Source organism: Pseudomonas siliginis (assembly GCF_019145195.1).
In the GTDB taxonomy this organism is placed as follows: domain Bacteria; phylum Pseudomonadota; class Gammaproteobacteria; order Pseudomonadales; family Pseudomonadaceae; genus Aquipseudomonas; species Aquipseudomonas siliginis.
Window position 1 is genome coordinate 21,102 of record NZ_JAHSTW010000015.1, and the last position, 11,954, is coordinate 33,055.

Here is an 11,954-nt window from a genome sequence, read left to right on the forward strand (position 1 = left end):
CCCGTAATCATTGGGTGGAACCCTTACGTCCTGTAGTTCTGGATGTACTGCCGCGAGGATCTGCGCAAGCTGAAGCGGATTACGTTGTTGTGGGATTACATTCGTGAGGTGACTGAGCGTAATCAGGCGTTGTTGATGGGTGAAACGCGGGAGATGCGCTTTGCCGATTAGTCGGCGCTGACCACGATCGACACCCGGCGATTTTCCGTACGCCCCGCTGCGGTGTCGTTGGAAGCCACCGGTTCGCTGCTGCCCAGGCCTTGCAGCTGGATGTTTTCCTGCTTCATGCCGACCGTGCCGAGGACGTTGGCAACGCTCTTGGCCCGACGCAGCGACAGTTGCTGATTGTAGGTTTCCTTGCCCGACGCATCGGTGTGGCCATCTACCCGAACGCGCTCGATACCCACGCCGAGCAGCGCCTTGCCGATGCGTTCGACGATTTCCGTGCTGGCTGCGTTGAGGCTTTCAACATCGCTACCAAACAGCACTTTGCCCGACAGGCCGAATTCCCAACCGTCGTCGGTCAACTCGAAACCCTGCTGTTTGAGCAAGGCAACCTGCGCCGGCGTCAGGCCCTTTTGCGGGGCGGTCTGGCAACCGCTCAGGGTCAGCGCGGTGATCAGCAGCAATGCGGAAAACAGTCGAAAGGGAAGTGTGAACACGGGCATCAGCTCCTGGTATGAACGGAATCGACCGGGCGCTCCGACCCGGCGGTGAATTGCGCGCCGCGCGACAGGCGCTTGGCCTGATACATCGCCGCGTCGGCTGCGTTGAGCAAGGCACCCGGCGTGGCGCCATGATCGGGGTAAACGGCGATGCCGATACTCAGCGAGGTCACCACACTGCTGTCGCCAGGCAGGGTGATCGGCATGTCCATGCTGGCGAGAATCTTGTCAGCGATGTGCTCAGCGTCTTCGACCGTGTGCAGCGGCGCGAGCAGCACGGCGAACTCGTCGCCACCCAGCCGCGCGACCAGATCATCCTCGCGCAATTGCGCTCGCACGCGATTGGCGATGGCCACCAGCACTGCGTCGCCCGAGGCGTGGCCGAAGTTATCGTTGATGCCTTTGAAGCGGTCGCTGTCGAGAAACAGCACGGCGACCCGCTCATCGTGTTTTTTGCCGTTGCGCAAGGCGCGCATCAAGCGGCCTTCAAAAAACGCGCGGTTGGGCAACCCGGTGAGGCTGTCGTGGGTCGCTTGATGGGCGAGGGTTTCGTTTTCGTTTTGCAGATGGGTTTGCCACGACTCGAGTTCGCCGAGCAAGGCATTGAAGTCATTGCCCAGATTATCCAGTTCGGCGATTTGCGCCGGCGGCACGCGCCGATCCAGCGCTCGTTCGCTACGGGCGGCGTGGGCGACGGCGGCGAGGCTGTGTAACGGGCCGATGATCGCGCGCAACTGCCGCCGCGCCAGATAGAGCGCGACCCAGGCGCTGATCGCGGTGCAGAGCACAATCCCGGCCAGGCCGCTGAGCAGGAAGCGCATCAGGCTGCCGCCGTGACCGATGAGCAGGACCCGACCGATTTCGCGGTCCTGATGCTCGATCGGCAGGCTGACCGGTTTTTCCAGAAGAGCGCGGGTGATCTGCATTTCCAGCTCGGAGAACAAGCCGGTCTCGACGCGCTGCCATTGCGCGATCAATTGGCCCTGCGCGTCGAGCACTCGGGCATCCGCCACTTCCTCGGTGGAAGCGATGATCGCCAGCGCCTCGGTTGCCGCCGCTTTGTCATTGAACACAACGGCCGCTTCGACCGTGTAGCTGATCGAACGGGCGATCAAGTGCAGGTTGTGATCGGCATACACCCGCAGCGCGAGCACGCCCAGCAAGGTCAGCGAAACACTGGCCATTGCCACCGCCACCAGCGCGACAATCAAATGCCCACGGCCGATGACCGAGCCCAGGGTGGGACGAGCCTTCCAACTGAACAGCTTCATGGCGCCGCCGCTTTGCGACGGGACAACTGCAACACGCTGGGGTGTATGCGTACACCACTGCGAGCCACGGAGTCGAGATTGACCTCGAACGACACTTGTTCATCGCCAACGCGCAGGCAGAACAGACTGCCGACGGTGCATTGATCGTCGGCTTCGCTGATGCTCAGCACCGGATGCCCGATCAACGATGCGAACAGGCGACTGCGTTCATCGGCGGTGAGCTTGCCGATGTACACCGCATCGCATTCGCTGACGATGGCCGGGTTGTCCGCCAGCAGACGCCGCACAGCCACCGGCCGGCCCGTGGCTTGGGTGGTGCCTTTGACCAGGTCATCGGTGTATTCGGTGGGGCCGACGATGCACAGACGCAATTGCGCTGGTTCCACCGGCCAGCGTGCATAACTGAGGATGCCAAGCACCACTTGCGTGACCGCTTTGGCCCGTTGCTCGGCCGGCCCGGTTTGCGCTTGGGCGATGGCGCTGCCCGTGAACAACCAGAGCAAAACGATCAGCAATGCGTGCTGGCAGGCCACCACACGCTGTGTCGCCCAGACGGCCACCTTCATGGAGGGATTCTCTTGGAGCGTAACGAAATGATGCCGCAACGATAGCACAGCGCCAGAACACCAGCGAGGCGCCTGCCTCTGACCGGTTGGTCAGTACTCGTTGTCGGTCATTCAGCGCTTCATCCCGGAGGCTCGATGCCCTCTTCCAGTTCCAGCATCAGCCCGCTCAGACGCTTGACCTTGCGCAGCACCGCCTCTTCAAACACGCCGGCACGCGGCTCGATCAAGGTGAACCAGTGCCGGGCGCGAGTAATCCCGGTGTAGATCAGCTCTTTGGTCAGTACCGGATTCAGCGCATCCGGCAGGATCAGCGCCGTGTGGGCGAACTCCGAACCCTGGGACTTGTGCACCGTCATGGCGTACACGGTTTCGACATCATTGAGCCGACTCGGCAACACGAAGCGCACGCCGCCCTGCCCATCGTTACGCGGAAAGGCCACGCGCAGAACCGTTTTGCCGATTTCTGCGCCTTCACGCTCGGGCAGTTTCAGGGCGATACCGATGTCGCCGTTCATCAGGCCCAGACCATAGTCGTTGCGTGTCATCAGCACCGGCCGACCTTCATACCACTGCTGATCGCTCTCGATCAGACGCGCCTTGAGCAATGCAGCGGTAATGCGCTGGTTCAGACCTTCAACGCCCCATGGCCCTTTGCGCACCGCGCACAGCAACTGGAACGTGTCGAACGCCTGCAAGACTTCCCGCGCCCAATCGGTCCAGGCCGAATGCTCAAGGGGCCGCGTCGACGGTGGACGCTGATCGCGCAGTACGCTCAAGTAATGGCGATAACCTTGCGGGCCGTTGCCGTGACCTTCGAGCAACAGGCGTTCGAGCTTGTGATCGTGCTCGCCTTTGAGCGGCAGCGAATACACGTCGTCGTAGCCGCCAGCGGCGAGCAACTGTCGCGCCTCATCGGCCAATTGCTGATTGACCCGGCGCGCGAGCTGACCGATACCGCTGCTCTCGCCGAAGCGGCGCGAGTGACGCAGCATCACCACTTGCTGCGCCAGCGGGTGGGTGCCGTCGCAGTCTTCATGCAAACCGCTACCCTGCAACGACTCGCCACTGACAGACTCCAGCCATTGTCGCGTTTGCGGGCTGTACCAACCGCCCTCGGCGTCACGGCACAGATCGCCCAGTACCGCACCGGCCTCGACCGAGGCCAGTTGATCCTTGTCGCCCAGCAGTACCAGCCGCGCATGGGCCGGCATGGCGTCGAGCAAGTTCGCCATCATTTCCAGGTCGATCATCGAAGCTTCGTCGACCACCAGCACATCGAGCGGCAGGCGGTTGCCGGCATGGTGACGGAAATGCCGGGTGCCCGGTCGACTGCCGAGCAGACGGTGCACGGTGGTCACATCGCTGGGGATCGCCGCGCGCACCGCTTCGGCGACTTGCAGTGATTGCACTTGCTGACTGATCGACTCGGTCAAACGCGCAGCGGCCTTGCCGGTCGGTGCCGCCAGACGAATGCGCAGCGGATGGCCAGCCTCGACGGCTGGTGCCTGCAGCAACGCGAGCAAGCGCACCACCGTAGTGGTTTTCCCCGTGCCCGGGCCGCCAGTGATGATGCTGAAGGCGCTGCGCGTAGCGAGAGCACAGGCGAGTTTCTGCCAATCGATGACAGCTGCGGATTCCGCGCCGCCGAACAATTCATCCAGACGCTGCGGCAGATCATCTGGCGTCGGCTCCTGCTGCATCAAGCGTTGGCGCAACGCTGCATCGATGCGGCGTTCGTAAGTCCAGTAGCGGCGCAGGTACAGGCGTTTCGAGGACAGCACCAGCGGATGTGTCTGCGCTGTTTCACTCGGGTCAGCGGCCAGGGCCACCAATGGACTACTTGCCAGCACTTTGCACCAATGGGCTCCATCGAGCGTTTCGAGCAATTGCGAGGGCAGCAACAACACACCGCCCTGCACATCGCCTTCGGGCGGCAATGACAGTGCAAAATCCGGCGCCTTGAGGGTTTCAAGCAGGTCCAGACACACGTGACCATGGCCGAGTTGGTGACTGGTCAACGCCGCCGCCAGCAACACCAACGGGTCGGTCTCGGGCTCGAGTTCATGCAGGAAAGCGACAAAGGCGCGGTCCAGCGCGCGCAGCCAGCCGCGCTCGACCCAACGGCTCAGCAACAACAGCAAATCATCGGCGCGGGTCAGCGGCGAGAGTTTCGACAGGCTGTCCGCTTCCAGCAGCGTCGGCAGCAGATCGGCGAATGTGCGGCTCATAGCAGGACTCCCTGTTCCCAGGCGGGTTCGGACTTGGGTTCGGGTTTGCCTTGGAACATCCGGTCGAGGCGTTCGATCAATTCCCGTGGTGGACGCACGAAGTACACACCGCGACTCTCCGCACGCGTACCGCGCAGGAACAGATAAAGCGCCCCACCGACATGGCGGTCGTAATCGTAATCCGCCAGCCGCGCCTTCAACTGGCGATGCAGTGCCAGCAGATACAACAGGTATTGCAAGTCGTAACGGTTGTCGAGGATCGACTGCTCCATGGCCTGCACGGTGTAGGCCTGATCATCCACGCCGAGCCAGTTGGATTTGTAATCGGCGACGTAATAGCGGCCAGCGTGCTCGAAGGTCAGGTCGATAAAGCCCTTGAACATGCCGTTGAGTTGAACCGGTTCTGCCGCAACACGAGCCACGCCATTGTGGGTGTGCTGGCGCACCTGCTCGTCGAGCTTGAGCACGTCGACTTTGTGACTGGCGAACCAGAACTCCATCTCGACGCGATATTGCTTCAGCTGCTCAAGAACCACCGGCGGTTGCCCGCCCGCGACCGGCAACGGCGACTCGAGCAAATGTTGCAGCCAGTCCGTCAGGGTAGTAATCCAGCCTTGCCAGCCGCGCAGGTTGCAGCGTCGGGCAATTGCATCTTCCAGCGCTTCGCGAGTAACGGCGAAACCTTCAGCGCCCGCCCATTCGAGCAAGCCATGCAAAAACGTGCCCGGGTTAGGGCCACGCGGGAAGCGGTGGATATCGGCGCCACCACTGCTGATTTCATGTGGCGCGTCGGGATCGAGGCGCTCGTCGTCGAAGAGCTTTTGCGCCTGCGGACTGTCCGGTGCTTCATCGCTGCCGACGCTCAATATGTCGCTGATGCGCAAAGCGCTATAGGAAGCGATCCACCAGTTTTCACTGGCTTTGCGCTTGGGCCGTAGCGTGGCTCGCAGCACTGCTCCATTGCGCGGCGGCTGGTAATGCTCATCAGTGGGCTGAGGCATTTCGCCGATGCCAATCGCCGCGCAGTCTTGCTGCAGATCCCGCAGCCAGCGATTCAATTCGCTGGACTCGCCCAAAGCGGCACCGCCACCGAGCAAATAACCCAACGCCGACAGGTGCAGCACCGAGCTGTTGTTATTGCCGCGCTTGAGATCAGTGACGCCCAGCCAACAGGCATGCTGCGCGCGCGTTAACGCGACATACAAAAGACGCAGATCTTCGGCCAGACGCTCATCGTCAGCCAGGGCGATCAACTCGGGGGTCGGCTTGAGGCTGATCTGCGCCTTGCCCGCAACGTCGTGGTAATGCAGCGGCAAACGGCTGCCATCCACCGGTTTCGCCGAGCAAATGAATGGCAGGAACACCAGCGGATATTCCAGACCCTTGGATTTGTGGATGGTCACCACTTTGACCAGTTGCTCGTCGCTTTCCAGACGCAGAATCTGCTCTTCACCGGCCTGACCGGACAGTGCCAGCAGCTCGGCCAGATGGCGGATCAGCGCTTGCTCGCCGTCCAGTTCAGCAGCGGCTTGCTGCATCAGCTCCGACAGGTGCAAAAGGTTGGTCAGCACGCGCTCGCCGTCACTGCGCTGCATCAGGGTTTGCGGCAGGTGGAAGTCGTGAAGCAGGCGTCGCAACATTGGCAACACGCCCTGTTTGCGCCAGAGCTCTCGATAGCCGCGGAACTGCATGACCCGGGCTTCCCAGACCATTTCATCCTGGTTCAGGCGCTCCAGTTCGATCAGCGGCAGGTTCAATGTGGTGCAAGCCAGCGCAGCCTTGAGCGAGCGTTCGACATCGGGTTCGGCGCAAGCCTTCAGCCAGGCCAGCAGGTCGTGCGCCTCTTGCGCGGCGAACACCGAATCCTTGTCTGACAGATAAACACTGCGCACCCCTCTGGCGGCGAGTTCGGCGCGTACGGCCTGGGCCTCTTTACCGTCGCGGACGAGGATCGCGATGTCAGAAGGACGCAGACCTCTGAAGTCATCTACCTGAACAAAACCAGCGCTACCGTTTTGCCCGCCATTGAGCAGTGCGGTGATTTCACTGGCGCAGGCGGCGGCCATTTGCTGGCGATAGACCGCGCCGGACAGCGGCTGATCGCTGGGCAGTAGCCAGACATTCAGTGCCGCGACGTCTTGCCCGGCAATCCGCAGCGTTTCCTTGCGTCCCTGAGACTCGACCGGGAGGAACGGTACCGGGTTCTCGCCATTTCTTTCGCGAAACAAAAACGCGCCGCGTCCCTGCTCTCGGGACTCGGCGCGTTCGAATACGTGATTGACCGCTGTCACCATGCCGTGGCTGGAGCGGAAGTTGGTGCCGAGCGTATGCAAGCGGCCGGTGGTGGCCTGACGTGCGCGCAGATAGGTGTAGATGTCGGCACCACGAAAGGCATAGATCGCCTGCTTGGGGTCGCCGATCAGGAACAGGCCGGTGTCAGGGTGATTGTCTTCGATGCGGTAAATGCTCTCGAAGATGCGGTACTGAACCGGGTCGGTGTCCTGGAATTCGTCGATCAGCGCGACCGGGAACTGCTCGCGGATCAGCGTTGCCAGACGCTCGCCGCCCTCCGATTGCAGCGCGGCATCCAGACGCAGCAACATGTCGTCGAACCCCATTTCCGCGCGGCGACGCTTCTCTTCTTCAAAACGCGCGCCGACCCACTTGGCAGCGTGTTGCAGAACAGCGGCATCGGGGGTCGGCAATGCGTCGAGGCTCGACTTCAGTGCGGACATGGCGTCCAGCCCCGGATGACTCGGGGCCTGGCCTTTCCAGGCCTCGGCCATGCCTTCGGGTGTGAGTCGGGTGAAGCCGGTGCCAATGTCCAGTTGCTCAAGCGCCTCGTCTTCGGCCCAGGTCTTGAGTTTCTCGAACCAGGGCTCGAAATAACGCGCCTGCATCTTGCGACCGTCGACGGTTTTGCTGGCGACTCCTTCATGGCAGAGAGCAAGCAGCTCGTCTGCCCAGTCATGCCAAGGCATTTTCAGTTCGACCAACGCCGCTCGCCGCTCCAGCAAACATTCGGCGATCAGCTCCGCAGGCGCCTTGCCTTCATCGGTGTCACGCTCGCTGGCGAACAAGCCTCGTACCCGAGGCAACAATGCTGCGGGGCCACCCCAATTGCTGCGCACCCAGTTCAGCGCATCGCCCTGCATCGGGTAGCAGAACAGTCGCCAGTAATCGCGCAACACTTCGCCAAGCAGATCGCTGTGATCGGTTTCCAGGGATTGCGTGAAGAGGCTGCCGCTGTCGAACGCGTGCTCGCGCAGCATGCGCTGACACCAGCTGTGAATGGTCGAGACGGCGGCTTCGTCCATCCACTGCGCGGCAATATCGAGGCGGTTGGCGCAGCCCGGCCATTGCTGCGGATCGAACTGATCGCGCAGCTCGGCAATCAGTCCGTCAGGGGCAACAATTTCGTCGCGAAAGAACCGCGCGGCCTCAGCCAAGCGTGTCCGAATGCGTTCACGCAGCTCTTTGGTAGCAGCGTCGGTAAACGTCACTACGAGGATTTGCGGCGGCAGTAATTCGCGTGCAAAACCGCTTGTCTCGCCGCCATGGCCGAGAATCAACCGCAGATAAAGTGCCGAAATCGTGAAGGTTTTGCCGGTGCCTGCGCTTGCTTCGATCAACTGACTGCCGCGTAGCGGGAAGGCCAGAGCCAACGGTGTTTTGGTACTCATGCGCGCGCACCTTCGCTGGACAAGGAACGCCACGGCGCTTCGAATAATGGGCGGTACAACGCGTCGCACCAGCCGGTGAAGGTTTCGTCTGCCAACAATGCATCGAAGTCGGGATATTGCCGGAGCAGTGCCGGGCCTTCACGCCGCTCGCCGTTGCTGGTCTGGCCATCACCGTCATAGGCTTTTCGCGCAGCTGCTTCGGCTTTGACCGGGTCAGTTTGAGACAACCAGGCGAACGCGGTTTTTATCGCAATCGGCAGGGGCTGGCGCATGCCTGATTGCCAGGCAAGAAGCAGGTCACCGAGCAAACGCAACGCTCGGTCTCGCTCCATTGGCTCAAGCAACAACGTGTCGTCACTGGCGACCAATGCCGTGGTCAGCGCATGCTCGCTGGCGCAGGCGACCAGATGGGTAACCCACGATTTGGTCAGCCGATGCCACTTGCGAGTTTTGATCGAGCCGATGCTATTGGGAATGGTCGTGACCGACAGCAGGCCGCCATCGGCGCGTTGATGCAGGTTTGCGAGCCAGCCCTCCAGCCGCAAACCCTGCAAGTCGAGACTGACCGGGATTGCACTACTCAATGGCGTCGGCCATAACGTCAGCAACTGTTGATAACGCTGCAGAAGATCCGGCAGCGGTTCGATCAACTCTCGCTGCAGACATTCGCCGAAGCCAGCCATCGGCAACAAACCACTGTTTTGCAGGCGCAGCGCCCGGGCGTGCAGTGCCTGATCGACATCGTCCGGCTGACTGAGTGCGGCCTCCAGCAAACTGTCGCTCAGCGTGTAGCGCTGTAGGGCGTCCAGCACGAAAGGTTCTTCATCTGCCAACGGCGCTTGCGCCGCCTCGAAATAGACCTTGAGACGCTGGGTGAAAAAATGCCGAACCGGATTACGCAGAAAATCCTGCAGCAATGCCAGCGTCAACGGTTCCTCTTGAACATATGGCGCGAGTAACGGTGCTTCACTTTGCTGCTTTTTCTCTTGATGCAACACCTGCCACTCGCTGGCGTAGCTGAACAGTTGCTCGCCTTCGTGGAAATAGCGGGCACTGAAAGGTTGCAGGGGGTGTTCTTCGGTCAGCGCTTCCAATAGATCCTGGGTAGGGTCGATTGAACGCCAGCCGCTGGCGAGGTGATCGCGCAACTGGCCGATGAGCACCGAGGCGGGTCGTTCGCTGTTGTCACGGATGCTGCGACCGACCCAACTGATATAGAGCTGAGTGCGTGCGGATAACAGCGCTTCGAGTAACAGGTAACGGTCGTCTTCACGTCGTGAGCGGTCGCCTGGGCGGTAATCACTGCCCATCAGATCGAAGTCCAGCGGCGGCTGCGCGCGCGGATAATCGCCGTCGTTCATGCCCAGCAGACAAACCAGTTTGAAAGGAATGGCACGCATCGGCATCAAGGTGCAGAAATTCACCGCACCGGCGAGGAATCGTTGCGACAATCGGCCCTGATCGAGCCCGGCGAGCCAGGCTTCGCGCACGACAGTCAGCGGCAGTTCGTCAGTCAGGCCGACCGCCTCGCAGGTTTCCAGCCAGGTCTCGCGAAGCTCTTCGAGCTGGGTCAGCAGGTAGTCGTCGTGCTCGTTGCTCGCCTGAAAGAACACCTGCATCAGCGCCTGCAAGCGCAGCCCCCACTCTTTCGGTTGAGCCGGTTGCGTGAGTTGCTGATGAGCGATTTCCAAGGCATCCAGCAGCGCAACCAATGGCCCGATCAGGGCAGCATCAAGTCCACCAATTTCGTCGTAAGGCTCGATACCTGCACATGCATCGGCACTACCGACGGCGTAGCCCAGCAGCATTCGGCGTAGACCGAAATGCCAGCTGTTCTGCTCCAGTTCCTCAGGCAATCCGAGACCGGCCCGTTGTTCGGCACTCATGCCCCAACGCACGCCGGCGCCCTCGATCCAGCGGTGCAGAGTTGGCAGGTCACGTTCCTCTACGCCAAAGCGAGTACGCAGAGCTGGAACATCGAGCAGGTCGAGGATCTCGCTGACCGGGAAACGGCTGTCCGGCAGCTTGAGCAGGTGCTCGACGGCGATCAGTAATGGATCACGTCCTCGCTGGCCCTGGTCCGCCAAAGTGAACGGAATGAAGCGCGGGTCAAATCGATCGAGCTGACCGAAAACCGCGCGGATATGCGGGGCGTAGCTGTCGATATCAGGGACCATCACGATCACGTCCCGTGGGCGTAGAGCCGGGTCGGCGCTGAAACGCGCCAGGAGTTGATCGTGCAGGATTTCGACTTCGCGCTGGGCACTGTGGGCGATGTGAAAACGGATCGATTGGTCCTGCGTCAGGTCGACAGCGGGCCAGAGCTCACGAGTCTCGTTGAGGGGGCGCAATTCGAGGATGTCGTCCTGAAGCTGGTTAAGCATGTTGTGCGGCTGGGCTTCGCTGAACAGGTCGATGCGGCCGTCACGAAAGGCTGCGCGGTAGCTGTTGGGATCGTCGTAGCTGTCGAGCAGGTTGATATAGTCGCGACCTTGCTTGCCCCAAGCGGCCAGCAACGGATGCGCGTGCTGATGCAGGGTCTCGGCATCAAGTACAACTGGCATCCCGCTTTTGCGTTGTTGGCGCTTGTATTGATGTCGCAGCAGATCCTTGTCGGCAACGATATCGGCCCAGTGATGGCGACAGGGGTTGTGTACGCAAAGCAGAACCTGACTGAAGCGCGCCAGACCGGCGAGCGCTTCAAGAACTTGAGCGGGCAATGAAGAAATGCCAAAGACGATAACGCGCGGCGGCAGTGAAGCCGGAGCCTCATCAAGGGTGTTGATGAGCTCCATGAAACGTTGATGGACGCCGGCACGGCTCTGCGCCATGCCTTGTTCGCCGACGTCATCCAGCAGCGCTCGCCACAACTCGGCCTGCCAGCAACTGGTCGGTGGCAGCGGCTTTATTTCACCTCTGACATTGCGCAGTTGATGACGCCCTTCAGACCAGTCCTCGAGCCAGTCGGCCCGATAAACTTGATATTGGTCGAACAGGTCAGCGAGGCGCTCTGACAATTGGTAGCGCTTACGCAGATCGCTGTCGTGGGTAAGGAAGCGTTGCAGCGGCTCGAAATGGGGGCGATCGATTACCTGTGGCAAGAGGCGCATCAGGCGCCAGGTCAGCGGAGCCTTATCGAGCAGGGATTTAGGCGGAATCTCTTCTCGTCCCAATACCAGGCGATAGAGCTGCCACATGAAACTGCCGGGTAGTTGAACGTCAATCGCCGCAGCGATCCCGCAACCGCCAAGGTCATCGTCTTCAGGATCTTCGGCCAATGCCAGTTTGAGCCATTGGGCGATGCCGTTGCTCTGCACCAAAGCGATTTCGTTTTCCAGGGGTGCCAGTGGGTAGCGCCGCATGATGCTGACCACAAGACTGCGCAGCTCATCGAGACTGTTGCTCTGAACCACCATGAATGCAGCGTTGAGGGACTGGGCGTCCGACATATGGATTCCTTGGAAAATCGCTAAAGCCGAGGCAGAACCTTAGCATTGTCGGCCGGCTGTGACAGCCGGACGAGGTCTGCGAAGGCTGTAAG

The 11,954-nt window shown here is 61.2% G+C and carries 6 protein-coding genes and 1 pseudogene; 1 reads left to right on the plus strand and 6 read right to left on the minus strand.

Annotated elements, in window-relative coordinates:
- Positions 1-36: 36 nt before the first annotated feature.
- A pseudogene (locus KVG87_RS26380) lies at positions 37-171 on the plus strand (LysR family transcriptional regulator); the annotation flags it as partial.
- On the opposite strand, the gene yfiB reads toward KVG87_RS26380, so the two are convergent.
- The 6 genes from yfiB to recC all read right to left on the minus strand — a co-directional run bounded on the left by yfiB (position 168) and on the right by recC (position 11,862).
- Positions 168-668 carry an outer membrane lipoprotein YfiB gene (gene yfiB, locus KVG87_RS25435; protein ID WP_217853177.1) on the minus strand — a complete coding sequence of 167 codons (501 nt, stop codon included), beginning with the start codon at positions 666-668 and terminating at the stop codon, positions 168-170. The pseudogene KVG87_RS26380 and the gene yfiB overlap by 4 nt on opposite strands.
- On the minus strand, positions 668-1,936 hold the full coding sequence (gene dgcN, locus KVG87_RS25440; RefSeq protein ID WP_136491891.1) for a diguanylate cyclase DgcN/YfiN: 1,269 nt from the start codon (positions 1,934-1,936) through the stop codon (positions 668-670). Before dgcN ends, yfiB begins: the two co-directional genes overlap by 1 nt.
- Positions 1,933-2,502 carry a regulatory sequestration protein YfiR gene (gene yfiR / locus KVG87_RS25445; protein WP_041477864.1) on the minus strand — a complete coding sequence of 190 codons (570 nt, stop codon included), beginning with the start codon at positions 2,500-2,502 and terminating at the stop codon, positions 1,933-1,935. The genes dgcN and yfiR overlap by 4 nt, the downstream gene beginning before the upstream one ends.
- A gap of 119 nt (positions 2,503-2,621) precedes the next feature.
- Positions 2,622-4,730 (minus strand): exodeoxyribonuclease V subunit alpha, encoded by a 2,109-nt coding sequence (recD, locus tag KVG87_RS25450; RefSeq protein ID WP_217853179.1) that lies wholly within the window; start codon positions 4,728-4,730, stop codon positions 2,622-2,624.
- Positions 4,727-8,413, minus strand: a complete 3,687-nt coding sequence (recB, locus tag KVG87_RS25455; RefSeq protein ID WP_217853182.1) for an exodeoxyribonuclease V subunit beta — start codon at positions 8,411-8,413, stop codon at positions 4,727-4,729. The genes recD and recB overlap by 4 nt, the downstream gene beginning before the upstream one ends.
- Positions 8,410-11,862 carry an exodeoxyribonuclease V subunit gamma gene (recC, locus tag KVG87_RS25460; RefSeq protein ID WP_217853184.1) on the minus strand — a complete coding sequence of 1,151 codons (3,453 nt, stop codon included), beginning with the start codon at positions 11,860-11,862 and terminating at the stop codon, positions 8,410-8,412. Before recC ends, recB begins: the two co-directional genes overlap by 4 nt.
- Between the last annotated feature and the right edge of the window lie 92 nt (positions 11,863-11,954).

Excerpts from the sequence above, each read along its gene's own strand:
- yfiB (WP_217853177.1), bottom strand. The coding sequence starts at position 668 with ATGCCCGTGTTCACACTTCCCTTTCGACTGTTTTCCGCATTGCTGCTG.
- dgcN (WP_136491891.1), bottom strand. The coding sequence starts at position 1,936 with ATGAAGCTGTTCAGTTGGAAGGCTCGTCCCACCCTGGGCTCGGTCATC.
- yfiR (WP_041477864.1), bottom strand. The coding sequence starts at position 2,502 with ATGAAGGTGGCCGTCTGGGCGACACAGCGTGTGGTGGCCTGCCAGCAC.
- recD (WP_217853179.1), bottom strand. The coding sequence starts at position 4,730 with ATGAGCCGCACATTCGCCGATCTGCTGCCGACGCTGCTGGAAGCGGAC.
- recB (WP_217853182.1), bottom strand. The coding sequence starts at position 8,413 with ATGAGTACCAAAACACCGTTGGCTCTGGCCTTCCCGCTACGCGGCAGT.
- recC (WP_217853184.1), bottom strand. The coding sequence starts at position 11,862 with ATGTCGGACGCCCAGTCCCTCAACGCTGCATTCATGGTGGTTCAGAGC.